Origin of the sequence: Neobacillus rhizosphaerae, assembly GCF_050477885.1 — a bacterium.
Lineage (GTDB): Bacteria > Bacillota > Bacilli > Bacillales > Cytobacillaceae > Neobacillus > Neobacillus rhizosphaerae_A.
Window position 1 is genome coordinate 29,611 of sequence record NZ_JBCNAC010000066.1, and the last position, 24,100, is coordinate 53,710.

Genomic DNA, 24,100 nt, shown 5'->3' on the forward strand with positions numbered 1-24,100 from the left:
TATTAATCTAAAGCGATAAATGCCCAACCAGTGTATGAGGTTGATTGAACTGGGACAATTTTGACTGGAGACATGGAAATTTCTTTGTCAGCGTCCAACTTGGAAACCTCCGTCACGTCCTTGTTCAGAGAGAAAACTCTCGTCATAACAAGCTTGTTGTTTTCGTCTGGAACTTCTGCGTAACCAGAAAACTCTTGAGGAGTAATTGCTGTATATCCTTTGTAAGAGTTGGAGTTGACTCGTATTCCGTTCATGTCCATTTTGACGTTTGTGTTATAGACCTCACCAGAAGCGAGAGTCCACTGGAGAGCAATTTGCCCCATGTTGAACATAACGTTTGTGAGAACAGCTTCAGCTCCAGTTCCAGCAACAATGCGAACAGTAACCTCATTCAACTCTGTGTCAAGCGTGTAAGTGAATTGTTCATAACCCTTTGTGGTTCCTTGACCAGCGTCCTTTCCCATAAAAGTAATCAGTTTTCCTTCACCATAAATTTCAATTCCGACCCTTCCGTCTGTTGCGTTGTCAGCGGTCTTGTTCATGAAAAATGAGAGAGTGTAATTGTTGGAGTTTGGAACACTTACAGCTTGTTCGAGAGAAGCTCCAGTTCCGACTTTAGTCCACCAGCCAGAACCTCCACCGAGTTGAGCAAGTTCATCATTCTGGAGCGTATAAATGGTTCCAGAAATAGGAGTCCAGAAATCTGTCCCAGCGAAACCAACAGAATTTTTCAGCAAGTTGACTCCACCGGAATGAGTGAACTTGAAGTCAATCTCTCCAGCCTTTGTTTCAACGTCCGTGACTCGTTGTTTTAAAGCAGTAATTTCAAGACCAGCAATTTTATCGTCAACCGAGTTGTTTATGCCTGATACTGTTGAGCTTAAAGTTTCGTTGTCTACAAAGTTTTCTTTAACATAAGTTGTATCAACTTTCTGCCCCATTTGTACTTTGTATTCTTCAGACTCCATGACCGTTTGAATGAGAGCGTTTTTCTCTGTTCGTATGCTTAACTCATTCAGCAAATTGTCCATTTCAACTTTTGCAGTTACGTCCTCAAAGTTGAAGTAATCGACAACAGTGGTTCCGTCTCCGTTCTGATAATTGACAGTGAAAACTGGTCTGACGAACTTTGTTCCAACTGGGAAAGTACCAACGTCCGTTCCTTCACCAACAATGGTTCCAGATAAAACTTGCCAGTCGTCAGCAACGGCCAGCTGAACATTATTTGCAACGAAGAACCTGTGAGTTCCTCCAGTTATGTCATTGTAATTCTCGTCAAGACAAGCCACACCAACCAAAACTCCAGAAGTTCCAGGAACAGTTGGGTCAATGATTTGCCGAACACGGAAAGCAACTTTATATGTTCTGCTCGTGCTAATTGGGAAAGCATTTTTGGAGAATAGAGTTTGCTCACCTTGCAACTGTAACGTGTTAGCTCCAAAATCAGCTTCTTGTGAAGGAGCTACGGTTCCGACTTGTGCTGGAGGAGTTGTTTGACCAATCCCAGTTTGAGACCAGTTACTTGAACCGTTTTGGAATGAACCGTCATAATAGCTGTCAACAATAGGTTTTGTTTCTTCCCTCGTTTGAGTTGCAACGTCCAGAGCGTCCTTAACTGTGTCCCAAGTAGCTTCTTTTTTGAGCAACTTCATTTGGACAGCTCTCATTTGGGAAGTAATGTTGCTTTTCACAACTTTGAAATTTCCCAGAACACACCGGTCTTTGCCTGGGTCACTGAAACAGGTCTCTAGTTCTCGAACACGAGCTTCAAGGTAGAGAGCTGGACTGAAAGTTGTGTCCACTACAAAAACCGTGTCACCAAGTCGAACAGCTTCTTCCTCAATATCTGCCATTCGTTCTAGCAAGGAAACGTCCATTTCATATGAAATTTGTGGGTTCTTCCTCTTTTGAAGTTCTGCCCAAGTCTTTTTCAGCAACGTTTCCGGTTCACTTGTTTCATAAGTGAAAGTTCCAAAGATATGCTTCCCTTGAGTTCCGTAACGTTGGAGAGCGTCCTCGTCACCAACCCAGTCTTGATTGACTGGTTTTGTAAAAGGGTTTCCGTTTGATTTGTAATAACCAACAGTTTTGAAAGTAAGACCGTCTGTTCCAATCCCAATCAAAGCAGTTGCAACGTTTGACATATCAATGGTTCGTTTAATGGACTGAATATCTTTTCCGTAAACAAACCGTTTCTTTGTGTCCTTCCCTCTTTGTTCCAAAAGGTCAACGTACCTGTGAGAGACAACTCCGTTCTTCATTTTAATTCGGAACTGAAGCTCTCCTCCGAAAGTGTTGGCAACGTCTTGAAGGGTTCCCACAACGTTTTTGTATTCCTCGAAGGAAAAGTTCTCAACTCCGAAATAGTCAACGTGACCACGTTCCCAGCGAGTGTCCTGAAGAAGGAAGTCCAGAACGTATTCAGCTTCCTTCGAGTAAAGAGTTGCTGGTCTTACAATGTCATTTAAAAGTTCCATTCCAGCGGTCTCTGCGTAAACAAATATTTCACTGGTAGCTCCATGAGTTTCTTCAATGTGCATAATCGTAAACATGACCAAGTTTCCGTCAAGGTCAGTTCTTGCAACATATCCACCTTCTTCAATGAGGTCAGTAACATTATGGTTTGATGGAACTTTGAACTCATAAGAAGACATTCCAGTGTCGAGACTTTCTTTCATAACGTCGTCATAATACGGACAAGAGTTTGGACTTCCGTTGTTGGTCAGAATAGCAACAACTTGCTCGTGTCTGTTTAGAACGTAAATCATTCTTCTTCCTCCTTCTTAATAAAATAAAAGGGAACGCTCCGAAGAACATTCCGGATTTTCGTAAAGTAATTTACAAATAACGTTCGACGAAGTCAGCAGAGTGTGAAGCATTTTGGTCATTCGTGCTGACCTTCACTTCTGTTTGTCCCTCATAAATAGGGAAGAAAACAGAACCAACGTCAACTTCAGTCATGAAAGGGTCTCCGTTCAGTGTGACAATGCTTGAAGCCAAGTCAATTTCAAGTATGTCCTCAGCTTGGAAAATAGCTGGAGTGTCAACTTCAGTAATAGAGTTGTGTTTATAGACCTTTATGTCAGTAACACTCATTTTCTGGACAACTGGGTCAGTCTCGTATTGCAAGAAGGAAATGACAATGTAAGCAAGCTCCTCTTTCGTGTATTTCCCAGACTTGTCATAGAAAGTCTTTGAGATTGTCTTTGACTTCCTAAAGTTCGAGTCCATACGAGAAACTTCTGCATACCACTTGGTTCCGACCCTCGATAGAGTGAACTCTCCGAAAAAATCATTGTAAGAACCAACGTGTTCTGGATAAATGACCTTTGTAACTGTTTTGGAGCCGACTTTAATACGAGTTCCTTTTGTAACACTTGTTTTGGAACCTGACCAACCATTCAAAGCTCTCAAGGAAGCTTGACTCAAACCAAACTTCTTTGCGAGATATTCAACAGTATGGTTTGCGGTCAAAGTATAGTAAGTGTATTCTTTTTGAGAAATTTTCTTCCCAGCTGGAGCCTTTGGTTCACTAACCAAGAAGGTTGTGTTCTGAATGAAAATCTCTGGAATGTTGAACTCATAAGCGGAGTAAGAGTCTCTCATAACGAGCTTCCCAATTTTCGTTCCATTTGCAGAGAAAAGATAAATTTCCAAACGTCCCTTCTGGTTTCCATCGAGTTTAGAAGTCCCGTCTTGGGAAGAAAAGTCCAGTCTCACTTTGACCGTGAAGTCTTTCACTGTTTGGGAGAGGTTTTTTCTGTACCCAGCTCCATGCCAAATTCCACTTCCCTTTGTTCCAGCTCCGTAGTCAGTACAAATAATTCCTTCACCGTCACTCCTTACAGCAATGGTTCCAACGTTTTGACGACCAGCGTCCAGAATTGCCCCTGCTGGAACCCAACCTTGAACACTCCTCATTGGGTCATTCAGAATGGTTTGTTGTGCTGGAATTTTTGTGCTTTCAGCTTCATGAGGGTTTCCAATAAGAATTACTCCGTCTGGACTTGTTAATGAGAGGAAAGTTGCTTCACCAGCAAAAGTGGTGGTGAACTTGGGGAAAGTGGTTGTGGTTCCTTGATTGTCAAAAAGGAAATAACCGTCACCGTCTGGAGCTATGGTTTTAATTTCACTGGAGTAAGCGAATGGTTCTGGACAGAGGAAGTTCAGTGTCCCTCGACCAATAGAGAGAATTTCTTCAATGTCCGTTTTATCAGACAGAATTGCGTAATAAACACGGTTTGGTTCATCAGAAAACACAAGCTCCGTTGGTTTATCAATGTCCAAGCAATAAGCAAGGAACCTCATTGTGTTCATTAAGTCAACATTGGTTGAAGCTTTCACAATGATTTTGACTTGAATTTCCCTCACTCCATATCTGGAACTTTGAAAGTAAGCTCCATGACGAGCAGGAACCTCAAGCAAGTTGACCTCACGAGGAGGGAGTATGCTTCTTTGCACACTCTCCACCGTGAAGTAATCAGTTAAGTTATGTTCAGAGAAAGTTACCGTGAACATTAAATGTTACCCTCCATTCTGCTTTTGCGGTTTTCCAGCTTCTCAAGTTCTTCTTTGGTGAACTTTGCTGTTCCTCGTGCAACTTCACGTCCGTCCAGGTACAGAGGAATTGAGAAAGTGTAAGTCACGTCTTGAGGTTTTTCAGCGTTGTCTTTCATTGGAAGGTTGTCAGCCACAGCACGAGCAAACGGAGCCATGTAACGTTTGTGTTGAATTGGAATAACAGCTTCAGCTCCAGCTTCTCCAACACCTTGACCTCCACCAAGTAGAGTTGCACCGTTGAAGATAGCTCCCTTTGCGTTCCAGTGAACATTAAAGTCTGGGTATGGAATACCCATTGCACCTTTTTTCATGGACACTGAAATTCTAGGAATCTTTGGTTTTGGAATGGTAATGTGAAGCCTTGAGAAAGCTCCTTTGATAGTGTCGATTATCCCGAGAATAACTGACTTAGCGGTCTGAATTGGGTTTGTCATTGCTGATTTAATAGAGTTGAAAATGCTTGAAGCGGTTCCTTTCAAGCTATGGAACACACCAACAACAGCTGACTTCAGACCGTTGGCAATTCCAGAAATGGAAGACTTAATTCCGTTCCAGATACCAACCAGAGCCGACTTCATTCCAGAAACATTACCTGTCAAAGCTGACTTAATTAAGTTGAACACGTTGACAGCAACCGTTTTAATTCCGTTGAAGACACCAGACAGAGTTGACTTCATACCATTTACAATTGAAACAACAGAAGACTTCAACCCTTTCCACACAGCAAGAACGACTGACTTCAATGTGTTGAAAATTGAGACTCCAGCAGACTTCAAATTGTTGAAGCCACTAACAGCTCCACTTTTCAGAGCGGTCACAGCGTTCAGAACGTTTGCTTTAACTCCTTGCCATATCATTGACAAGGTTGCTTTGAAAGCATTGAACACATTAAGACCCATGTTTTTGAACGTGTTGAAAGTTCGGAGAGCCGAAATATAAAACTTGTCAACTTCTCTCCACATGGAGTTCCAAGTGGACTTGAAGAAGTTTATAATCTGGGAACCAAAGCCTTTAAACAGACCCCAACCTCCCTTGATAAACAGACCAATTCCTTTAATAATTCGACCCACAAACATTAGGTTGAAGTAGTTCCAGATTGCTTCAACAGCTCCGAAGAACATTTGCTTGATACCTTCCCACATTTTCGAGAAGTCACCAGTGAAAATTCCAGTGAAGACTTTAATGAGACCCATAATGAAGTTAAGAACTCCGTTAATGACTCCCTTAATAGACTCCCAAACCATTTTCACGACAGCGAGAATTAAAGGCATAACGAATTTAATGACTCCGAGAATGAGGTTCCAAGCGTTCTGCACAGCTTCAAGAATTTGACTTCCGTTTTCTGCCCAGAATTTTTGAATTTGAGCAAGCTTGGATTGAAGGAAGCTCACAACTACTCCGAGAGCTTGAGTGACTTTTTCCTTTACAGCGTTGAACACAGCAATGAGTCCATTACGGAAAGTTTCACTGTTTTTCCATAGAGCGACAAGAGCCACTCCAACAGCGACAATGACAGCAACGACAGCCAAAACAGGAGCCGAAATTGCACCAAATGCAACAGTTAAAGCTCCAATTCCTTGAGCAATAAAGCCAATTACAATTAGTAATGGAGCTATACTTGCCAGTAACAACCCGAATACCAGAATTGCCTTTTTTGTTCCTGGAGAGAGTTTGTTGAGCCAGTTAACAACTTCAGTAAGCTTATTTGCCAGCCTTTGCAAGTCTCCTTTCACCACGTCAGAGAAAGATATTGCAAGAGACTCCAAAGCACCAGTCAAGTTGTCCCATGCTCCAGCAAGGTTTTTCGTCAATGTGTCAGCCATTTTCCGAGCTTCACCGTTTGAGTTCTGTAACTCTTTTGTGTATGCGTTGATTTTTCCAGAACCAGCGTCCATGAGAACCATAAAACTAGAAACAGCTTCAGCACCAAACAACGTTGCAAGGTAAGAAGTCTTTTGCTCGTCGGTCATGTTCTTTGTTGCCTGTCTCAACGTGTCGATAATTCCAGCAAGGTTTTTCATTTTTCCATTAGCGTCAAAAAACTCTGACCCAGTTGCTTCCATGAGTTTCCCCATTTCATTTGTAGGAGAAGCAAGTCTTAAGAGACCCATACGGAGAGCAGTACCAGCAGAAGAACCGTCAATACCAGCGTTAGCAAGGAGACCAATTGCACCAGCAGTTTCTTCAAGAGAGATTCCAAGTGTCTTTGCAACTGGAGCAACGTATTTGAAAGCATATCCAAGACCAGTTGCGTTCGTTGCGGAAATAGCTGAAGCCTTTGCAAGAACATCAGCAACGTGGGAAGCGTCATTTGCTGAAAGACCGAAACCGTTTATTGCATTTCCAGCAATTGAAGAAGCTTCAGCCAAGTCAATTCCAGCAGAAGCGGCTAAGTCCAAGACACCTTGAGTTGCTCCGAGAATTTGGTTTGTGTTAAAACCAGCCGAAGCAAGTTCCTCCATTGCCATTGCTACTTCACTGGAACTGAAAGAGGTTGAAGCTCCAAGTTCCAGAGCTTTTGCACGGAGCTTCTCAAATTCTCCAGCAGTTGCTCCCGAGATTGCTTGAACTTTGGACATTTGCTTGTCGAATTTAGCACCAATAACAACAGCAGAAGTTGCGAGTCCCATAATTGGAAGTGTCACAGCTTGAGCCATTCTGGAACCAGCGTCTCCAACTGACTTTCCAACGTTCATCAGTCCTCGTCCAGTGTCCTTCATTTTGTTGTTCACTTGTTGCATTTGACGAGTAAACTCTGAAATGTCAGCTCCGACTCTGACCATAAGTTCAGCTAGTGAAGCCATTCATAATCCTCCTCCATTTCGTAATTTGGTAATAGATACAAAAATAAAAGGACGACTCCTCACTGGGAACCGTCCTACCTTTTTATGAAAAACCTTCCAATTCTCGACATAAACTTGTAAACTATTACTATCGAATTTTGGAGGTTGTATAATGTTAAAAGTAATATTTAAGCCATTTATTTTCGTTATTCCGTATTTCTATGCTGTCCTTCAAGGTGTAGCAACAATCACTGCTGGAAATAGTCTTGAATTAGTTAAAAAATTCCCTTATCACTCACTTATTTTTTTAGTTGGAACCTATATTTTCTTTGGTTATAAGGAATATAAACAAGTAAAGCTTGAAAAGGAAATTGAGAAACTTAAAGCTAACAGACTTGAACTAAAGAAGTTTGATATAGCAGATATTCCGGCAATGATGAAGCTTATTGAAACATTTCCAAAAGGTGAGTGGCAAGTAGCTAGGAAATTAGCAAGTAAGATTTCTACTGAATACCACGAACAAGTAGACATGAATCTCTTATACAAAGCTCTTGAAGAACTTGCTGAAAAAGGTCATATAGAAATAGACCACCAGCTTGGAGGAGCTATTTCCTTTATGAGAAAATGAGGAAATTATTTTCCAAATTTCATCATTAATTGTTTTAAATATTCCTCCTTCTGACTTGGGGACTCAAAGCGTTTAACAATGTTTGAGTTCCCCTGTTCCTCTCGATAATCCATAGGCTTATAAAGGTCAGTAGGCTGAATACGTTTTTTGTAGTTACCAGAAGCGTTCATTAAGTGACTCGTAAACCAAGAAACACGTTGGTTTTGCATATCGTCTTGACGTTTTTCTTCCTCAACAAAAGCTTCCAACATTTCGTTCAGTTCCCGAAGGGTTAAGTCCCAGAACTCGTCTGGTTTTAGTTTTAATGCTCCGAACCCCCAACGTTTAAGTTCTTTCCAGTCCAGAGCAATTAAGAGTTTTTTCCCTTCTCAACCATTGCGAAAGCTTCAGCAACTCGTTCTTGGACATATTCCATGTTGCCGAGGTCAACCATTTCACCAACGTCCTCTTGAGTTAACTCCTTGTCTTCATGAATAAGTCCTGCCCAGAGAATTACACGAACGTTTTTCATTGTCATTTTGACGTTTTGCAGTTCTGCAAGCGGAACTCCCAGTTGGTCTTCAATTTCAGCCAAAGCGTTCATTGTATAACGTAAGTGACGAGCTTTATCCAATTCAATTTTCACGAAACCTCTTTGTTTGTTAGCCATTTAAAACACTCCTCATTCATAGTTTTTTAGTCTTCCAATGTGTTTTGTAATTTCGTAATTAAGTAATTAAGGGAGTCAAAAAAGACTCCCCTCAAATTAAGCGGTTTTGGCTTTAACCAAAGCACCAGAGCCTTGAAGCGTTAGGGAGAAAGTCAGAGCGTCGTCTTGTGGAGCTTCAAGAGGGAACTCGGAAATGATAGCTTTACCAGAGTAAGTATTACCGGAAGGAACACGAACCTCAACGTCAATTTCTGTTCCATTCTCCCAAGCTGTTTCAAGAGCGTCATAAGCAGAGTCGGAAACAACAACGTAACCTTCACACTCAATTGACCAGCTCTTTACCCCAGCCAAGTTTTCTGCCCAACCAGACTCTTTTGAAGTAACCTCAATCACGTTTGTTTCACGGTTCAAGGTTGCTCCAGACTGTCCACCAACAACGGTTTTAGTTGTTCCAACCATTGCGTATAAAAGAACATCAACACCAGCAACTTTAGCCATTGTTCAAACCTCTCCTTTTCATAATTTAGTAATTGTCAACGATAGCTTCAATGTTGACAGAGTAAATGTGTCGTCCAGACTCGTCTGCTCCAGTGTAGAGAGGAACAGCTTGTTGCCCACGACTCATGACAATTTTTGAGCTTCCCACAAAGAAGTCAGTTTTATTGTTAAAGTGATTGAATAAGTCGAAAGCAGTTTTTTCAGCAAGCTCTGGGTCACGGTTCCGAACGAGGAATTGAAACTGTAAAGCTCCAACGTTTCGGTCAGAACGACCAGCAGAATTTAAAAGAACCACACAACAATTGTCTGGAGTTTCTTGGTGAAAGAAATTCATGACATACTTGTTGTATGGAACTTGAGTCTCCACATATTCTTTTAAGTCTTGAATTCTCACAACCATTTAACCTCCCAAATGTTGTCTTAATTGTTGGGCAATATATTCTTTGTAAGCTTCAGCTTCTCCCTCAAGGACTCTGGTCAAAAACTTACGACCAACAGCGTAAGACTGTCCAGACATTCCAGTTCCTCCAGCTTTTGCTTGCGAACCTTCTCCCAAGTTATACGTCCACTCGTGCATTGCAATAGCATAGTTAAAAGAACCTTTGAAGACAGCAAACTCAACTGTTGCCGAGACCATCCCAGACCCAAACTGGTAAGCGATAGCGTAAGAGTCTTCCAAGTCACCAGTTAAGTGAGGAGCTGACTCACTTGCAGTTCTTGCTAAGTCTTGAGCTATGGTTTTTATTGAGCTTCTCACAACTTGTCTCGTTGCCTTTGTAACTTGAGGAACAAGATTCCTTTCAAGACGAACGTCAAATTTGAGTCGAGCCATTAAACCACAACCTTTGTGAACAAAACTTTAGACGAGAAGTCTTTTAAAGGACTAACTGAAAGAGGTTTTGCTTCATGGTCTCCGTAAGCGTCCGACCATTTTACTGTGTCGTTTGTCGTTACCAGGGCAACTCCTTTTATAAGAATGACGCACTTGGAAACAGCGTCCTCCCCATTGTCGGTTTTCACGACTTCTGTTCGGTAATCAATTCGACACTTGAAAGTTTCAGTGGCGGTTCCAGTCGGTCTTCCCCAGTCGTCAAGTCCTCCTGCTTTCTCTACTGTGACTGTGTCTTTTAATGAAATCATAGAAGACTCCTCCCAACTCGAACTCCTCCAGCTCCGTGTTTAGCCATAATCATTTTGACTTCTGGAGCAATTGGATATGTTGGAGCATTAACCGAGATTGAAAGACCAGAGACGGAAACTTGCTTGACCCCAAGAGCTGACTTCTGAATGGTTTCATCAACCAATAGCAAGAAGTAAGACTGTTCAAAAACAGCTTGCTCTGGAACTGGTTTGTCAACTGGGTCAAACATACGGTAAAAACGATAAAGCATATTTTCAGCGTTCTTCAAAGCTCTCTGTTTGGTTTCAAGAGAAGCTTCCAACCAAAGCTGATTGTGAAGAACCTCATTTTGAAAGTAAGCGTCAGCGTTTGTGACTGAAACAGCCATTCACAAAGACCTCCTTACTTTTCATTTTTCTTTTGGGTCTTCTTTGGTTTTGGAGCTTCTTGTTTCTCAACAATTTCCTCGACCAAGTAACCCCAAGACTCAAACTCACTCACGGTTTGCTCATTAAGTTCAGCAACAGCTTCCCCATTTTCAAAACGAACACCGTAACGAGTACCATTGAAAGTTTCAACTGGGGTCTTGACTCTGAATTTCTTCATTGTCATAACCTCCTTTTTCAATCGTTATAAAAAGAAAAAAAGACCTCCGAGCTGGGAGGATAAGAACCTACCCAACCCAGAGGTCTATTAAATTAGGCTTTGAGAATACCTTGAAGACGAGCAACAGCTCTTGGGTGGAATACAGCAACACCAGAGTAGAACTCAATACGAGTACGGAACACAGGTTTTGCGTCAATTTCTCCCAAGTCACGAACATTTACAGAGCCGTTGCGAAGACCAGAAACATATTGGTCAGCACCGAACTTCACAGCGTAAATAGAACCAGCGTTGTTTGCACTTCCCATAGTTTCGTTGAAGCCAAGAATTTCTTCACCAGCACCGTCAGTTTCAATTACACGGATAGGAATACCACCGTAAGTTGCAACTGGACGACCAAATGCGTCAGAACCATTTTCAATATAGTGAGTAGAAGCTTGTAGAAGCTTCTTAACTTCACGTCTCATAGCTTTAGACATAAACAATACGTCTGGTTCACCTTCAACAGCGTCAATTAGCTCGTCAAGCATTGCCAATGTCAGAGTTGCTCCGTTAGCACCAGCAGTAATTAATTGCTTGCCAGCAATACGTTTTTCAAGACCGTCAAAAGCGTTTGCGTTTGAAGCGGAGTCACCTTTGAAGAAAGTACGAGTCCACTCAAGAGAAAGAGCCTTTGACTTCATTTCGGTCTGGATAGCTCGAAGGTCATTGACGTTGCCACGAGTTTGAGCAAGGAACTTGTCAACGTCTACGTCACCACCAAGAATTGTCAAGCCTTCAGACAGTTGGTTTACAATACCAGCAGACTCAACATAACCTTCGTTGACACCACGGAAAGCAATGCCAGGAAGAGCTTGTTCTTGGTTGTACTTGTAGGAGTTTCCGGCAATCTCCATGAAAGGAAGCAATTCAAAGACAGCAGAGTTACGAGCGAAAGTTTCAATTACTCCACGTTTCAGCGTATCAGTGGAATACTTTTCAGCTTCTAAGAGTGTTAGAGCCATGTATATTTCCTCCCCTTGAAGTAAAATTAAATATATAAATTTCGTAATTCTGTAATTGTTGGACACAAAAACAGAATTACTTTGAGCCATAAGCGGAACGGAACAACTGGGTTACAGACATTTTGCCAATTTCAATTGGTTGTTGTTGAGCTTGGTTGTTTGTTGCTCCACCAAGTTCTTGTTCCTCTTTGCTGTTCTGTTGAGTTGCACCAAATAGACCTTTCTTCTTTGCGTTGGTAATCCAGCTCAATTTTTGTTCTGGAGTAAAATTCTCTGGAACCAAGTCACGAAGTTCTTCTGGAACAGCTTCCAGTTCAGCGTCAACCAGAGTTTGAATAAGTCCTTCCAAAGCTTCAACTCTTTCACTAGCATTTTTGAATTGTCCTTTTACACTCTCTAGTTCAGTTGAAGCGTCATTATACAACTTCTCAAACTCACCTTTTTTCTTCTTGGCTTCAAGTTCTTCTTGCTCTTTCTGTTTTGTGAATTTTTCAAGTTGGTCTTGAAGCTCTTTCATTTTGTTGTTTACCTCGTCAAAACGAGATTTAGGAATCATAGTTTCCTTGTGTTGGGAAGCGTCCTTCCCTGGCTCATGAGCATTTTGTGTATTATTAGCTCCAGCATTATCTGGAGTTTGACCAGCGTTGTTAGTAGGTTGTTCGTTGTTACCTCCACCAGCTTGACCTCCGTCAGCGTTCATGAATGGAGTAGGAAACATATTTTTTACAAACATTGAACATTCTCCTTTCCCTTTCGAGTTTTACGTGCAACGACACGAGGGTTATTTTTGGGCAATAAAAAAGAAGAACAGTTTAATGACGTAACTTCAATTGGTCAGTCCGTATATCGTCACGGACAACGAAATTTAGTTTTTATTGTCGTCTTTCTTTTGTTTGTACCTTCTTGCGTTGTCTTTTGACTTTATTTCCTTTGCGTTCTTCAAAGCAAAGTCAGCTTGACTTTCTTTTTCACCGTGTTTTTGCTTGAGAGATTGAGGAAAAGCGTTAATGTCCCCAATTGCGTGAACACTGTGTTGACAATTTGGGTGAAAGATAAGACCAGAGTTTCTCAACTCTGCAAGAGTTCTATAACCTTTCGTTCTACCAGTCAACGAGATTATTAAACCCTCGAAGTTCCGACAAGCGTCCTTTGCTCCGTGCGAGCTGATAACAGCCAAGTCAGAACCATTCTCAAGAGCTGTTTGAGTGACTCCTTCAATATGAGCTTGCTGAAGCTTGGTTCTTGCAACCATTGACGTGTAAGTCGTCAAGTCCCAGCGTCTTCCACTTGCATCAATAATACCTTTCCAGTTTTCCTCAACGAGAGATTTTAAGAAACCTTCAGCAAGCAACCGTTGTTTCATGCCTTTTGCTGAAGTTACGGTTCCACGTTGGAGAATGGTATTTTGACGAAGGACTTCGGCTTGCAACTCTCTCACTCGTCGTTTCAAAGTGTTTTCCATGAAAGTTGTTGCTTTCAATACGTCACGGAAAGTGTCTGCAATCATAGCTTCCACACGGTTCCGAGAGATAAGGGAAAACTCTTGTGAGCCTTTAGCTTGGAGAATGTCTTTTGCAATTCCCATTGAAACGAGCGAGTTTGCAATACCTTGTTCGTAAGCTTCAGTGAGAGTTGTCTCCAGCCATTCACGAGACTTGTTGTTCAGCTCGTCTATAATAAACGTGATTTGGCGTAAAAGAGAATTATAGAGAGAAGCTCTCAAAGTGTCCTTTGGGTCAAGTTTGACCAAAAGTTTTGTGACCTCCTTGAGAGCTTTCTTGTAATGAGCTTCCAGCTTTTTTATATCACGTTCATACTCTGGAGTGGGAGGAGTACGAAAAGCCATTCATTATTCCTCCTCCTTTGGTTCCTCATTTCCGTTATCAGTTTTGGTTTCTGGGTCTTCCCCCAGGTCATCGTTTACTTGGAAAGCTGAAGGGTCAGACAATGCGGAGGACATTTGTTCCTCCTCAAGCTCGTCAAGAATTTGTTGAGCTTGTTCTTCAGAAATACCCTCAAGCTCCATTATTGCTCGTTTTTGCGAGATAGTTGGTTTTGCTCCAGTTCTGATTTGCATAATTGTTGCCTGTTCCATTTCGTCTTTTGGAAGCCCGTCTTGGAACTTAATGACCGTAACGAATGGTTTAAATTCAACCTTTTTACGTCTATCCATTTCAAGCAATTGAGCGATTGTAAAAATTCGTTTCAGAGCTTTGTCGTAATATTGACGTTTCCGGTTTATCTTTGCGAGTAAGGAGTTCAGTCTCCATTTAATAGCAAGACCAGAAGAACCAGAAGTTCCAGAGTCTCCAACTCCAAGAGCAACAGCAGGAATTTCAGCTTTCATGAGAATTAGGTCGAGAATTTTCTCAATCTCACGGAAAGCAAATTCAAGCTGACCGTTCCAAGTCAAATATTTTGGTTCCAGCTCACCAGTCATGACCTCGAAGACCTTGTCAACTCCAACCCTGTAAGCTGGTTGACCGTTTTCGTCTTCAACGAGTGTACCTTGTGGAACAATCATTGCTGGGTCAGCGTGTTTTGAAAGAATTTCCGAGATTTGAGACAGCCTTGTGTTTAGCTCGGAGAATAACCCTTTCAATTCAGACAAGTCGTCAATACCTTCCCAGGAGTCGTCTGTTGAGTAGTTTGGAACGTGAACCACTAGCGGGAATGGAACATTGGTGTCCACTTCACGAGCTTCACCAATTTCAGCGTAAATTCTCCATGAAGTAATTCCGTTAATGTTTTCTTCCACTGGGTTCATTCGGAAAGAACGATAAACGATTTTATTTGGGAAGTGAGACTCCACATTCAAAACCCATTCCTCTCCGTCCGTGTTTGGAACTTCAGAAGGAACAGCAATATGGAAAGCCATAATTCGAGTTGAGTCATTAGGGTAAGTTTCTGGGAAGACATATTCAGCGTTTTGAGCTTCAATAATTACTCGGAAAGGGTCAAGTTCTTTCGGAACCATTCCACCATGTTCTTGTCCCCAGCGAACTTTATAAAAGCTGTCTCCTCTGTAAGCATTGGAGAGGGCAGACTCATAGTTCGTAATGTGAATGTCATTTTGTTTGACCCACTCGTCCAGCTTTTCCTGTTCTGGTGAGTTGTCTTTTCCTCCAGCGGAGTAAAGAGCATTTTCACCGAATAGGAAGTCAGCCGACTTCTTTGCAATTAGACCAGCAAGGTTTGTTGTCACGTAAACTTGACGTTGCTGGTATGTTGAGAGAACGTCATTGTATTTCTCAAGAATTTCATAGTGTTGACCCATGAACAGCTTCTTGTTTTCACGATAACGTTTAATTCTCTTACCGTGAGCTTTAGTCACGTTAGGGTAAAACGAACCAATTCCAAACATTACTCAACCTCCTTCCTATTTCGTAATTGCGTAATGTTAGAATGTAACACAACGTATTTGCAGTTATAAGAGAAACTGGTTGTTGGAAATACAACCATATCTGCCAAAATTAAAGTCCAGCTGGTTTTCTTGCCCAGCTTTTACGAGTTTGGAGTGAGCATAAGTCGAGAGCCATTTGGAGAGCGTCTGGTAAGTCGTCATGGTCTCCGAACGGAAACATTTCGAGCTGTTCCAAGAGGAGTCTTTGAGCTTGGTGAGGACGAATGACTCCGTTCTCGAATAGAGGTTCCATTTGTTCAATACGTTCCTCTTTCTTACCATGAGAACGGTTCGTTGTTATTGGCTTGAGCTTGGTCATATAGACACGGTCTTTCATCATTTGTTCTCGGAGCTGTCTGTATAAGTCGAACTGACCTTGAACGGTTTCAACAGCAAAGACTCTTGGTTGATACTCCTTGATAATTTCCAGAGCTTTCTCCATTGCTTTATGAGCTGGACATTTTTCTGCCCAAGTATGAAGCACATAAAGAACACCAGTCCGTCTTTCCCTTCCAAGAATGACAACAGCGTTATAGTCGGAACGGTTTGACTTACCGAAAGCCATGTCCCAAGCTCCGTATATTTCAAGGTTCAAATCGTCCAGTTCTCCATAGTCCCAGAAGACCATTCTGTCTTTGCTGAAAGTTTGAGAGTCCTCGTCAATAGGAACATTCAAATATTCCGAAGCAAAAGCTTTTGAAGTCATGTTGCTTTTCTCAATCATGAGTCCCAGGTAACTCCAGCGTTGTTCCCAGAGAACCTCGACTCCTTTGTCCATTTCCTCTCTGTTCATTTCATAGAAAGCAAGAGCTGTTTCCTTTCGGTTTGGATTTGTCTGGTCTCGGAGAAGCTCGTCAAACATATCCCACAAGTCTTGTCTTTCTGGAGGACTAATAATTGCGGAGAACAGCTTGGACTGGAAGTCGGAACGTCTCATGACCTCAAACAAAAGACCAGACTGGTGAACCGCTGTTCCCATGTAAATGAAAGCAGTTCTGTCTGGGTCTCCAATAGGCATAACAACCGAGTTGAACCAATGAAGATTCTTGTCCCGGAGTTCAGCTGTGTTTGTGTTCTTGCTGGACTCCAGGTCGTCACAAATTACCAAGTCTGGACGATAAGCACCGTTCCTTTTACCCCTCATTTGCTTACCCATTGAAGAAGCTTCAACGAGAGTTCCAGCTTTTGTGAGGAAAGCTTCTTGATTGTCTCTTTCATTCATTTGACTCTTTGGACTCAATAGTTCACCGAAGTCCTCACGGAGCAACTTGTTGAACTTCAGAGCGTTTGCAACGTACTCAATGAATTTCTTGGACATTGAGTCAGTCTCGGAAATAATCAAAATGTATTTCCGTTTCTGGTAAACACACTGATGAAGTGGAAAAGCGTTTGACAAGTAAGCTGACTTTGCATGACCACGAGGAGCCGCCCAAGCTATCCTCTTGTTGACTTCCTCGTTGGAAACCACGTTCAAAATATCGGTGAGTTGAATATGGAAGTCTGGAGCCATATCAATTGAGACTCCCTTTGGAATAAGAGGTTCCTCAAACTCAGGGTTCATTTCTGCTCCGAGATATTGGTACATGAAAAACAGAACGTCATTTTCAGCTCGGTCAATTCGTTTCAGTTGTTTAAGCTTCACCAACCATTCACGTTTTTCTTCCAAGTCCGTGACCGTCGGAACCTTCCGTTTGATAAGCTCAATCATTCGTTTCCTTTTGGCCGGTTCCGTCACTGGACAAAAACCATATCTCTCAACTAAGTGTTGAGCTTTCATTTCCTTCCTCCTTCCTTTGTTCAAGAATTAGACCAAAGCGGTCTGGAACGCTCGAAAAATTTCTGTTAATTTCGTAATTTAGTAATTGACGAATGTAACATATCGAATTAAAATTTTAAGTAAATAAGAAACTAAATGAGGAGTTGATTGTATGGAGTTTGTTCAACCAATTCGTGACTTGGAGAAAATTGAAGAAATGAAAAGGAGACTCCCACCGAGAGACTCCTTTATGTTCACTATTGGAATAAATGTTGGTTGCAGAATTTCAGACTTGCTCCAGTTGAAAGTGAAAGACATACGAGGAAAGTCTCACTTGGTTATTGAGGAGAGCAAGACTGGGAAAACAAAACGCTTTTTGATTAACCAATCGCTCAAACAAATTATTTACGACTACACTGAAGACATGAAGGACGAGGAATGGTTGTTCCCTAGCAGAAAGGGAGACAAACCAATAACAAGGGTTCAAGCTTACCGAGTTCTCAACAAGACAGCTTCACAAATTGGTCTCGACGAAATAGGAACTCACACGTTGAGAAAAACGTTTGGTTATTGGTTTTATAAAAAGAAAAAGGACGTTGCTTTATTGCAAGAGATATTCAATCATTCAGCTCCGTCTATAACTCTCCGTTATATCGGAATTAACCAAGATACAATGGACGAAGCTCTGAAAGATTTTAACCTATAAGGAGGAGAAAAATTGGAGCCTTTGAAAATTAAAGTGAGAGACACTCTTTGGTTAACCGCCAAAGAAATTGAAGAACAACTCGAAGAACTGGAACAAGCTTGGTTCTTATTAGCTCATAATAGAACAATGGGACATGACCTAGTTTTCAGAATAACCCTTCAATTAGAAGCAGAAATTAAGAGACTTAAAGAAATACTAAAATATTAAAAGGGAGAGTCAGTATAGACCCTCCCTCTTTATGTGTCGTGAACTATTTCTTTTCAATCAATTTATAATGACTGAATGGAAGTGTGAGCAGGAGACCGGAACCCTTATGTCCACGTTCCACTCTCACATTCATTCGGTCAGCGTATTGAACCTCGAAGACTGCTTGCTGACTCGGAACGTAAACCAAGTCCCCCTTCTTTGGTCTCCGACCAGTTACCAGAACATATTTCTTTTGTAGTTCTGCAAGAGAAGTAATTTTCTCAACCATTCTGCTTACTCCTTTCCAAGTAAAAAACCTCCTTGAAGTGAGTGTTTTACACTGACTCCAACGAGGTTGAGTTCATTATTTAATTTGACCAGACTTTCTCAAAAAGTCTTCAACTTTTGGGTGAGCAAAGTCAATTTTGAGCTTCTTTGTCTCTACCTCTTTCGTAAACTGGAGAATTTTCACTCCGTCATAAAGAGTTGAAACCGTGACGGTCTTTGGCTTATCCTTGAGCGTTTTAATAAATTTATCAGTTTGAGAAACCACAGTCGAAGCTTGGCTCCGTTCTCCAATGCTTGTGTCCAACTCAATGACCAGGTTAATGTGACCAGTCGTTTTACGAGCGTCAGTGTGTACTTTCACTTTGACGTACTTGTAAACTTTCATAGCTTCCTTCAAGGTTCCGTTCTCTGTTTTCTCCTTTTTGACCTCATGAGTCGTTTCGGCTTCAACCGGTTTTCCGTTCTCATAGCGAACACAACCAGAGAGCAACCCAAGTGACAACAAAGCAACCAACATGAACTTGAACATTGTTTCTTTCTTCCTCCTCATTCTTCCTTTTCCTTTTTCTATACGGAGAGAACCAATGAAGGTTCCATTGTCGTTCTCCCCTAATTTTATTATTTTATTCAACACGCTTTGTCAGTCAAGTCTGACCCCAAACTTTAAAAATTTTGTATGTAAATTGTAGGACACAGAGGAGGGAGACCAGAGACCCCACTCCCCCTTGTGTACCCCTTTTGAGAAGCTCACAAAAAATTTCCGAATGTCACTCAATGAGTCGGAGAACCTGTTCGTTTCAGTTCGTTCTATTTGTTAAAACACTTTATTTCAAAACGTTCTTCAACAGCGTTCTCAATGTAACAAAATCTATATTGTGATACATTCATTTAGTCTTCAAGCAATTCGTTCTCCATGTCAATGACTTCACGTTCCAAGTCTTCAAGTGTTTGTTGTTGTTTTATTTCATGAACGTGTTCTTGTTTCTCTGTGAGCTTTCCTCTGTTCTGAAGAACCAGCTTAATTGCTTCAAGCTTTGTCTTTTCAGAGCGTCCTTCACGGAGTAATTGCTTCAGCATATTGTAAGCTTCAGACAAGAAGTCTTCCATTGCCTGTTCTGCAATGCTGTTCTGGTAGGCAATGAACTCCGGGTCTTTCTTCCAACGGTAAATGGTACGAGGGTCAACTCCAATTTCCGAAGCTATCTGGGCAATGGTCATTTTGTGAATATCGTTGGTAGCAAGAATTTCAGCACAGCGTCTCTGGGAAAGTGTCAGCGGGTTTTTACGTGGTAGTTGTGACATTTTTACAATACCTCCTTTCTTAATTCCAAAGGTTCACTCTCCTAGAAAACAAAGGGTTCTCTGGTACTTTTACTAGACATTTTCCTTTTGTCAGAAACGGTCTTTTCTCAAGTGAAAATAGGGTCTTTTTACGGTACTTTTCCAGAACTTTTCCCAGACTTTTTTCAACTTTTTAATTCTCAAAGAGAGCTTTAGCGTGTAATGGAACATGAGTGGCTCATAAGTATAAAAGAGGAATTTCACAAGCGGAGCAACAATAAAATGAACGAAGCTCACAAAGGAGAGTGAAACGAGGAGTCCGGCCAGCAATAAAATAAGTCCGTCACTCATTAGCGACGAACCTCAATAATATTTGCTTTTTCAACTACCTCGACTTCCTTGTTCATTCCGTGAAGTATTTTCAGAGCTTCTTTCATTTCTTTCCTCTCCATGTCAAAATACGGAACAGCAACGGTTCCTCTATAAAAACCAAATACAGCTTCAAAGAGAGTCATTTGTCTAAACGTTGCTCTCCTTCCAAGTTTAGCTTCAAAGACTAAACGACGAGACTCCTTCAAAGTTTCTTGCTTTCTTTTCTCCAGTCCCAGTTCCAGTCGTATTTCCTTGACGACTTCCTTAATTTCTTCATTTACGTAATGACCGGAACCTTGAACCTGACTCAATACATTCAAATATTCGAGAAGCTCTTTAACTCGTTCGTTTAACATTATTCTTCAGCTCCTTTTTCTTCTTTTGGTTCTGCTTTCAGTTGTTCTTCCAATGTCTGAACTTGAGCGTAAAGAAAAGCGTTCTCACGAGTAAGAACTTTAATTTTGTCCAGCAAATAGTCAATAATCAAATTTGCGTTCATTCGTCGTCCTCCTATTCTTTAGTTGTCAGAGCCATATGACTCTTACACTAATAAAGGCAACTGGAGAACTATGTCACAACCTTCTGACCACTCTTTAAAGAATGTGGGACTATCTGATATTATAAAAATAACAACATATGGATATACGAATCTGAATAAATTGAACCAAGAACGGAGGTGAAAGAATGGGACTATTCAAGTCGCTTTTCAATGGTTTTGTGCGAGCTGTAAACGAGGAAAACAACCGAGCAAAAAATGACCCTTTTTATGGCGGTAAAGTAATTAAAGAGCAGACTTATACCCAAGAAGAATATGACCAATACTTGAAAGACCAAAAGAGTCTCATGAGAGCTAGGCTCCGTAATATTGGAGCAAAGACTGTGAACAGGGTCAAACGCTCTGCTGAAAAATATAAGAAAACAGAAATGACATATCAAGACTTCGTTGAAACGTGGAAAAGAGAAGACGAAGAATTTATCAAACAATGTATTTTTATTTTCGACGACAAAGGATATTTGACCGAAGAAGAAAAGAAGGAAACATGGTTGGAGTACCGTGAACAATTAGACGATATAAAAGAAGAACTCAACCTAACATTTTGATTAAATAAAGGACGGTAGTATTTCAACCGTCCTATTTTATATTATTCTTTTTATTTGTTCTTATATATGTTCTTTAGTCATTTCAAATTTTGAAATACTGGAGAGTTTAATGCTTCACTTTTTGAAATACTGGAGTTCCAGTGAACCAAATTTTGAAATACTAGAGACTACTCATGAACCTTTGGACTCGTTTAATAGCAGAGGGAGAACCCTCAATTTCCACACGGTAAGACTTCACGAGTAGTCCTCCGAGTTTAAGAGCAGAGACAACTCTGACTCCGTGAACATTGCAAACCTCTTTGAAGTCTTCAATTGATAGACCAGACAAAGCTCCAACATTCACTGTTCCAACAACTCTCACTCAGACCAGTCCTTTCTATGTTTCTGTTTCCGTGTATAACCTTTCTTGTTCGGAACCACCTGGGTGATTGGCTTGCGTTCCCAAGTTCCCCTCAACTTTGTCATTTCACCGATTGTTTTACTTGTCTTCTTCAAGCGGCTTCACTTCTTTCAGGGAAACCCGAATAACTTTTTGACCGTGTTCGTCATAAGGTTCGTCAAGTTCGACTTGGACTGGGTTCATATGGTGAGTGTAAAGAGTCGGCTGGTCAATATACATAACCGTTGCTGGAGCGTTCTTAAGCTTCAACCAATTTGCTCTCCCTTTTATCGTGACAGCGACTCGGTCTCCAACTTTCAACATTAGTAGTCACCTCGGACAATAAGCTCGAAAATGCTCATTGCAAACATGACCATTCCCAGAACCCCAAATAGAATTGACTGGTAAAATTCCTTTGTTGTGAAAGCGAAATATTCTAGGACAGCAAAAGCGAACAGTAACATGAAAATTCTAATCATGCGGTTCCTCCTTTGTACTTTTTACAATAAGCACAACGAGAGGTTCTGGAATGTGTGACTAACAAGCTCAAAAGACAAAAAAAAGAGAGTCTGTAAATGACTCTCTCCACAATTCTATAAGACTTCTTCTAACAATTGCCATTCATCACTTGAAATGTCGTCGTTGTACTCGTTCATACAAATGAACAGCTCATTGTTACTCTTATCCTTCCTTACAAAGCCGCCTTTGAGGTTGTATTTATCCAAGTATCGCTTTAGAACTTCAAATTTCTTTGGAGAGAACTTGTCAATATCCTCTGACTCTCCAGTCCTATTAAAGCCACCTTTTGTTTCAATAATCCATGTTTCTCCGTCTTTTGAAACAATGTAGTCAGGGTAGAATGAGCGCTGGGTTCCATTGTTATCAACATAGACAATTGAGAAATATTCGCTTCCTTTATCACCGTTCTTGTAGAACCATTCAACTTCTGAAGAATCATTGCAATACTTCTCAAAAGATTTCTCTGAATCAGAGCGTTTCTCTGCTGATGAAAGATAACCTTTGTAAACATTGTTTTTATATTCTTTTTGCACCCGATTTTTCTTACTATAAGTGAATTGAAATTCTAGTGGGAAGCGAAATTCTTTTTCAACAACAACCGGAAGTGCGGCAGATATTTGTAATGTAAGGCTGGCATTAGCAATTTGAAAGTCCTCTGCTAATTTATAGTAATTGTTGATTACAAAAGCATAAACGTCCTTTGTTTCCAATGAAAGTATCTTATTATCATATTTAACACTCTTGTCAAACAAACGACGAATTATTGTATTCATTTTATCGTAGCTTAATCCTACTTTACCACCTAGCTTACCAACTCTATTGTGGTACTCACGACCATGTTTATGTGTGTTCAATGGTTCAACCATTTCAATAGCCGTAAGGTTTTCAAATTCTTGTTTAGTCAATTTGTGAACTTGACCTGTGAAAGTAGTTTTAACTATTTTTTCGGAAAATCTATAACCATTATGCTCCAAGCGTATAATATTTTCAGCTGACTTAGTACCAGTCCCATATGTTGTTTTATAAAATTCCAACATTGTTTTTAGAGATTGAGTAGCGTCACTAGCTGTTCCAAGAACTGACTTTTGCTCGCTGGTTAAAATAACTCCTCTATGTTCCTCTTTCAAAAACAATGTATCTGCGTCCAGAGCACCCTTACCTAAACTGGTTCTGACACCTTCTGTGTAATCTTCGTCAAAAGTATATAGATAGCAAGAATCAAGGAGGTCACTTTCATAGTGTTTTGCTTCAGGCATACGTCTAATTCTTCCGATAGTTTGAATCTCAAATGTTTCACTTGAACTATCACGAAGTTTTACAAGTATATGTGCTCTTGGGCAATCCCAACCAGTCGCAACTGCTTGTTTAATAAGAATGACAATAGGTTTTGCATCATTTTCTTCAATATCTTCAAGGTGCTCCTTCTGCTCACTTAACCAAATTGCCAGCAAACCATTATCGTACGTAATATCCTTTGTGGATAGGTAATTTTCCACTTCAAATTGTACTAGCTCACTGTTGTTAGGTAATTGAACAACAACGAGTGGATTAACAATAGAGTCTCTTTCTTCAAATGCTAATTTCAGTTCATCAAGCTTTTCTAAAGCTTTCTCAAGTAGATAATTCACCTGACTATCAGTCTCAATCGAGTTGCCGAAGTTTTCGTTGATTATAAGTACCTTTTTGATAAGACCCTCTGCAATTACGTCTTCTTCCATAACTTCTATTAACTTCGCACTTCCAATATTTTTTGGAGTTGCAGTGGTTCTTATAATATTTTTAGGTTTGAACATTGTTATTATGTCATCAGCTTTAACTGTGTCATTTTGGTGAGCTTCGTCCACAACAATAATAAACTCCAAACCTTCCTTATGAGCTTGTTTTATACGCTCTTTGAAGTTTGCTTTTTCGCCCTCTTTCAGAGCATTATTTCCTTTTTTAGTGAGCATTTCCCAGTTAATAAAACAAGAGTCGTTCTCATAAAAACCGTCTGTCAATACTTCAGTAATAAGTTTTGTTTGACTGTTATGGATATATTTATCCATTTTCGCTTTACTTTGTTCCTCTAAATTTCCTTTTCCAGGAGTAAGCCAGACAAATACATTATTTATATGACCTTTTCCGTATTCGTCCATAAAATGTGTTAAAACAATTGTCTTCCCTGACCCAGTGGGACTTTTAAAAACAATCTCTTTTTTATTATCTTCAACACATTCAGTCAGGTCTTTAATTGCTTTCTTTTGGAACTCAGCTAATTCAAACAA

The 24,100-nt window shown here is 40.7% G+C and carries 29 protein-coding genes and 1 pseudogene; 4 read left to right on the forward strand and 26 right to left on the reverse strand.

The features are described from left to right. Positions 1 to 2 precede the first annotated feature (2 nt). From ABES03_RS08590 to ABES03_RS08600, 3 genes are all read right to left on the reverse strand, one after another. Positions 3 to 2,768 carry a phage tail spike protein gene (locus ABES03_RS08590; RefSeq protein WP_430116850.1) on the reverse strand — a complete coding sequence of 922 codons (2,766 nt, stop codon included), beginning with the start codon at positions 2,766 to 2,768 and terminating at the stop codon, positions 3 to 5. A gap of 70 nt (positions 2,769 to 2,838) precedes the next feature. After that, positions 2,839 to 4,518, reverse strand: coding sequence for a distal tail protein Dit (locus ABES03_RS08595; RefSeq protein ID WP_430116851.1), 1,680 nt, complete (start codon positions 4,516 to 4,518; stop codon positions 2,839 to 2,841). Continuing rightward, a complete protein-coding gene (locus ABES03_RS08600; protein WP_430116852.1) occupies positions 4,518 to 7,364 on the reverse strand; it encodes a phage tail tape measure protein in 2,847 nt (948 codons plus the stop codon). Before ABES03_RS08600 ends, ABES03_RS08595 begins: the two co-directional genes overlap by 1 nt. Before the next feature lie 151 nt (positions 7,365 to 7,515). On the opposite strand from ABES03_RS08600, the gene ABES03_RS08605 reads away from it, so the two are divergent. Next, the gene (locus ABES03_RS08605; RefSeq protein WP_430116854.1) at positions 7,516 to 7,971 is read left to right on the forward strand and encodes a hypothetical protein; all 456 of its coding nucleotides are present in this window, start codon (positions 7,516 to 7,518) and stop codon (positions 7,969 to 7,971) included. A gap of 5 nt (positions 7,972 to 7,976) precedes the next feature. Here the strand turns inward: ABES03_RS08605 and ABES03_RS08610 are convergent, their stop codons facing one another. The 14 genes and pseudogenes from ABES03_RS08610 to terL form a co-directional block, all read right to left on the reverse strand. Beyond that, complete coding sequence (locus ABES03_RS08610) at positions 7,977 to 8,222, reverse strand: hypothetical protein (protein ID WP_430116855.1); 246 nt, start codon at positions 8,220 to 8,222, stop codon at positions 7,977 to 7,979. Beyond that, positions 8,223 to 8,321: pseudogene (locus tag ABES03_RS08615) on the reverse strand (phage tail assembly chaperone); the annotation flags it as partial. After that, positions 8,321 to 8,620 carry a hypothetical protein gene (locus ABES03_RS08620; protein WP_430116856.1) on the reverse strand — a complete coding sequence of 100 codons (300 nt, stop codon included), beginning with the start codon at positions 8,618 to 8,620 and terminating at the stop codon, positions 8,321 to 8,323. The gene ABES03_RS08620 and the pseudogene ABES03_RS08615, both read right to left, overlap by 1 nt. 96 nt (positions 8,621 to 8,716) lie before the next feature. Continuing rightward, positions 8,717 to 9,118 carry a phage tail tube protein gene (locus tag ABES03_RS08625; RefSeq protein WP_430116857.1) on the reverse strand — a complete coding sequence of 134 codons (402 nt, stop codon included), beginning with the start codon at positions 9,116 to 9,118 and terminating at the stop codon, positions 8,717 to 8,719. A gap of 25 nt (positions 9,119 to 9,143) precedes the next feature. Then, a complete protein-coding gene (locus ABES03_RS08630) occupies positions 9,144 to 9,518 on the reverse strand; it encodes a minor capsid protein (RefSeq protein WP_430116858.1) in 375 nt (124 codons plus the stop codon). Then, positions 9,519 to 9,950 (reverse strand): hypothetical protein, encoded by a 432-nt coding sequence (locus ABES03_RS08635; RefSeq protein ID WP_430116860.1) that lies wholly within the window; start codon positions 9,948 to 9,950, stop codon positions 9,519 to 9,521. Beyond that, the gene (locus ABES03_RS08640; protein WP_430116862.1) at positions 9,950 to 10,258 is read right to left on the reverse strand and encodes a hypothetical protein; all 309 of its coding nucleotides are present in this window, start codon (positions 10,256 to 10,258) and stop codon (positions 9,950 to 9,952) included. Before ABES03_RS08640 ends, ABES03_RS08635 begins: the two co-directional genes overlap by 1 nt. Beyond that, positions 10,255 to 10,626 (reverse strand): hypothetical protein, encoded by a 372-nt coding sequence (locus ABES03_RS08645; RefSeq protein WP_430116864.1) that lies wholly within the window; start codon positions 10,624 to 10,626, stop codon positions 10,255 to 10,257. Before ABES03_RS08645 ends, ABES03_RS08640 begins: the two co-directional genes overlap by 4 nt. 14 nt (positions 10,627 to 10,640) lie before the next feature. Beyond that, entirely contained in the window at positions 10,641 to 10,844 is a 204-nt protein-coding gene (locus ABES03_RS08650; RefSeq protein WP_430116866.1) for a hypothetical protein, read from the reverse strand. Positions 10,845 to 10,936: 92 nt separating this feature from the next. Then, the gene (locus ABES03_RS08655; protein WP_430116867.1) at positions 10,937 to 11,845 is read right to left on the reverse strand and encodes a major capsid protein; all 909 of its coding nucleotides are present in this window, start codon (positions 11,843 to 11,845) and stop codon (positions 10,937 to 10,939) included. A 76-nt stretch (positions 11,846 to 11,921) separates the two neighbouring features. Next, positions 11,922 to 12,578 (reverse strand): hypothetical protein, encoded by a 657-nt coding sequence (locus ABES03_RS08660; protein ID WP_430116869.1) that lies wholly within the window; start codon positions 12,576 to 12,578, stop codon positions 11,922 to 11,924. Positions 12,579 to 12,710: 132 nt separating this feature from the next. Beyond that, on the reverse strand, positions 12,711 to 13,691 hold the full coding sequence (locus tag ABES03_RS08665; protein WP_430116871.1) for a phage minor capsid protein: 981 nt from the start codon (positions 13,689 to 13,691) through the stop codon (positions 12,711 to 12,713). A 3-nt stretch (positions 13,692 to 13,694) separates the two neighbouring features. Further along, entirely contained in the window at positions 13,695 to 15,209 is a 1,515-nt protein-coding gene (locus tag ABES03_RS08670) for a phage portal protein (RefSeq protein WP_430116873.1), read from the reverse strand. Positions 15,210 to 15,318: 109 nt separating this feature from the next. Beyond that, positions 15,319 to 17,025 carry a phage terminase large subunit gene (gene terL / locus ABES03_RS08675; protein ID WP_430116874.1) on the reverse strand — a complete coding sequence of 569 codons (1,707 nt, stop codon included), beginning with the start codon at positions 17,023 to 17,025 and terminating at the stop codon, positions 15,319 to 15,321. Positions 17,026 to 17,176: 151 nt separating this feature from the next. Between terL and ABES03_RS08680 the strand changes: the two genes are divergently transcribed. Further along, a complete protein-coding gene (locus ABES03_RS08680) occupies positions 17,177 to 17,710 on the forward strand; it encodes a site-specific integrase (protein WP_430116876.1) in 534 nt (177 codons plus the stop codon). Positions 17,711 to 17,722: 12 nt separating this feature from the next. Next, a complete protein-coding gene (locus ABES03_RS08685) occupies positions 17,723 to 17,917 on the forward strand; it encodes a hypothetical protein (protein ID WP_430116878.1) in 195 nt (64 codons plus the stop codon). A gap of 43 nt (positions 17,918 to 17,960) precedes the next feature. Here the strand turns inward: ABES03_RS08685 and ABES03_RS08690 are convergent, their stop codons facing one another. The 5 genes from ABES03_RS08690 to ABES03_RS08710 form a co-directional block, all read right to left on the reverse strand. Continuing rightward, entirely contained in the window at positions 17,961 to 18,185 is a 225-nt protein-coding gene (locus ABES03_RS08690; protein WP_430116880.1) for a hypothetical protein, read from the reverse strand. Between the two features lie 75 nt (positions 18,186 to 18,260). Further along, on the reverse strand, positions 18,261 to 18,713 hold the full coding sequence (locus ABES03_RS08695) for a hypothetical protein (protein WP_430116882.1): 453 nt from the start codon (positions 18,711 to 18,713) through the stop codon (positions 18,261 to 18,263). A 359-nt stretch (positions 18,714 to 19,072) separates the two neighbouring features. Beyond that, positions 19,073 to 19,486 carry a phBC6A51 family helix-turn-helix protein gene (locus ABES03_RS08700; protein ID WP_430116884.1) on the reverse strand — a complete coding sequence of 138 codons (414 nt, stop codon included), beginning with the start codon at positions 19,484 to 19,486 and terminating at the stop codon, positions 19,073 to 19,075. 329 nt (positions 19,487 to 19,815) lie between these two features. After that, positions 19,816 to 20,193, reverse strand: coding sequence for a hypothetical protein (locus tag ABES03_RS08705; protein ID WP_430116885.1), 378 nt, complete (start codon positions 20,191 to 20,193; stop codon positions 19,816 to 19,818). Then, positions 20,193 to 20,336 (reverse strand): hypothetical protein, encoded by a 144-nt coding sequence (locus ABES03_RS08710; protein ID WP_430116887.1) that lies wholly within the window; start codon positions 20,334 to 20,336, stop codon positions 20,193 to 20,195. The genes ABES03_RS08705 and ABES03_RS08710 overlap by 1 nt, the downstream gene beginning before the upstream one ends. Before the next feature lie 185 nt (positions 20,337 to 20,521). On the opposite strand from ABES03_RS08710, the gene ABES03_RS08715 reads away from it, so the two are divergent. Then, positions 20,522 to 20,938 carry a hypothetical protein gene (locus ABES03_RS08715; protein ID WP_430116889.1) on the forward strand — a complete coding sequence of 139 codons (417 nt, stop codon included), beginning with the start codon at positions 20,522 to 20,524 and terminating at the stop codon, positions 20,936 to 20,938. A 160-nt stretch (positions 20,939 to 21,098) separates the two neighbouring features. Here ABES03_RS08715 and ABES03_RS08720 read toward each other — a convergent pair whose 3' ends face one another. The 4 genes from ABES03_RS08720 to ABES03_RS08735 all read right to left on the reverse strand — a co-directional run bounded on the left by ABES03_RS08720 (position 21,099) and on the right by ABES03_RS08735 (position 24,100). Further along, complete coding sequence (locus ABES03_RS08720) at positions 21,099 to 21,299, reverse strand: hypothetical protein (RefSeq protein ID WP_430116891.1); 201 nt, start codon at positions 21,297 to 21,299, stop codon at positions 21,099 to 21,101. A gap of 117 nt (positions 21,300 to 21,416) precedes the next feature. Next, entirely contained in the window at positions 21,417 to 21,641 is a 225-nt protein-coding gene (locus tag ABES03_RS08725) for a hypothetical protein (RefSeq protein ID WP_430116893.1), read from the reverse strand. Next, positions 21,641 to 21,796, reverse strand: coding sequence for a hypothetical protein (locus ABES03_RS08730; RefSeq protein WP_430116894.1), 156 nt, complete (start codon positions 21,794 to 21,796; stop codon positions 21,641 to 21,643). The genes ABES03_RS08725 and ABES03_RS08730 overlap by 1 nt, the downstream gene beginning before the upstream one ends. Before the next feature lie 114 nt (positions 21,797 to 21,910). Next, the gene (locus ABES03_RS08735; RefSeq protein ID WP_430116896.1) at positions 21,911 to 24,100 is read right to left on the reverse strand and encodes a DEAD/DEAH box helicase family protein; all 2,190 of its coding nucleotides are present in this window, start codon (positions 24,098 to 24,100) and stop codon (positions 21,911 to 21,913) included.

Coding starts and splice junctions, on each gene's coding strand:
- ABES03_RS08590 (WP_430116850.1), bottom strand. CDS start 2,768: ATGATTTACGTTCTAAACAGACACGAGCAAGTTGTTGCTATTCTGACC.
- ABES03_RS08595 (WP_430116851.1), bottom strand. CDS start 4,518: ATGTTCACGGTAACTTTCTCTGAACATAACTTAACTGATTACTTCACG.
- ABES03_RS08600 (WP_430116852.1), bottom strand. CDS start 7,364: ATGGCTTCACTAGCTGAACTTATGGTCAGAGTCGGAGCTGACATTTCA.
- ABES03_RS08605 (WP_430116854.1), top strand. CDS start 7,516: ATGTTAAAAGTAATATTTAAGCCATTTATTTTCGTTATTCCGTATTTC.
- ABES03_RS08610 (WP_430116855.1), bottom strand. CDS start 8,222: ATGTTGGAAGCTTTTGTTGAGGAAGAAAAACGTCAAGACGATATGCAA.
- ABES03_RS08620 (WP_430116856.1), bottom strand. CDS start 8,620: ATGGCTAACAAACAAAGAGGTTTCGTGAAAATTGAATTGGATAAAGCT.
- ABES03_RS08625 (WP_430116857.1), bottom strand. CDS start 9,118: ATGGCTAAAGTTGCTGGTGTTGATGTTCTTTTATACGCAATGGTTGGA.
- ABES03_RS08630 (WP_430116858.1), bottom strand. CDS start 9,518: ATGGTTGTGAGAATTCAAGACTTAAAAGAATATGTGGAGACTCAAGTT.
- ABES03_RS08635 (WP_430116860.1), bottom strand. CDS start 9,950: ATGGCTCGACTCAAATTTGACGTTCGTCTTGAAAGGAATCTTGTTCCT.
- ABES03_RS08640 (WP_430116862.1), bottom strand. CDS start 10,258: ATGATTTCATTAAAAGACACAGTCACAGTAGAGAAAGCAGGAGGACTT.
- ABES03_RS08645 (WP_430116864.1), bottom strand. CDS start 10,626: ATGGCTGTTTCAGTCACAAACGCTGACGCTTACTTTCAAAATGAGGTT.
- ABES03_RS08650 (WP_430116866.1), bottom strand. CDS start 10,844: ATGAAGAAATTCAGAGTCAAGACCCCAGTTGAAACTTTCAATGGTACT.
- ABES03_RS08655 (WP_430116867.1), bottom strand. CDS start 11,845: ATGGCTCTAACACTCTTAGAAGCTGAAAAGTATTCCACTGATACGCTG.
- ABES03_RS08660 (WP_430116869.1), bottom strand. CDS start 12,578: ATGTTTGTAAAAAATATGTTTCCTACTCCATTCATGAACGCTGACGGA.
- ABES03_RS08665 (WP_430116871.1), bottom strand. CDS start 13,691: ATGGCTTTTCGTACTCCTCCCACTCCAGAGTATGAACGTGATATAAAA.
- ABES03_RS08670 (WP_430116873.1), bottom strand. CDS start 15,209: ATGTTTGGAATTGGTTCGTTTTACCCTAACGTGACTAAAGCTCACGGT.
- terL (WP_430116874.1), bottom strand. CDS start 17,025: ATGAAAGCTCAACACTTAGTTGAGAGATATGGTTTTTGTCCAGTGACG.
- ABES03_RS08680 (WP_430116876.1), top strand. CDS start 17,177: ATGGAGTTTGTTCAACCAATTCGTGACTTGGAGAAAATTGAAGAAATG.
- ABES03_RS08690 (WP_430116880.1), bottom strand. CDS start 18,185: ATGGTTGAGAAAATTACTTCTCTTGCAGAACTACAAAAGAAATATGTT.
- ABES03_RS08695 (WP_430116882.1), bottom strand. CDS start 18,713: ATGTTCAAGTTCATGTTGGTTGCTTTGTTGTCACTTGGGTTGCTCTCT.
- ABES03_RS08700 (WP_430116884.1), bottom strand. CDS start 19,486: ATGTCACAACTACCACGTAAAAACCCGCTGACACTTTCCCAGAGACGC.
- ABES03_RS08705 (WP_430116885.1), bottom strand. CDS start 20,193: ATGTTAAACGAACGAGTTAAAGAGCTTCTCGAATATTTGAATGTATTG.
- ABES03_RS08710 (WP_430116887.1), bottom strand. CDS start 20,336: ATGAACGCAAATTTGATTATTGACTATTTGCTGGACAAAATTAAAGTT.
- ABES03_RS08715 (WP_430116889.1), top strand. CDS start 20,522: ATGGGACTATTCAAGTCGCTTTTCAATGGTTTTGTGCGAGCTGTAAAC.
- ABES03_RS08725 (WP_430116893.1), bottom strand. CDS start 21,641: ATGTTGAAAGTTGGAGACCGAGTCGCTGTCACGATAAAAGGGAGAGCA.
- ABES03_RS08730 (WP_430116894.1), bottom strand. CDS start 21,796: ATGATTAGAATTTTCATGTTACTGTTCGCTTTTGCTGTCCTAGAATAT.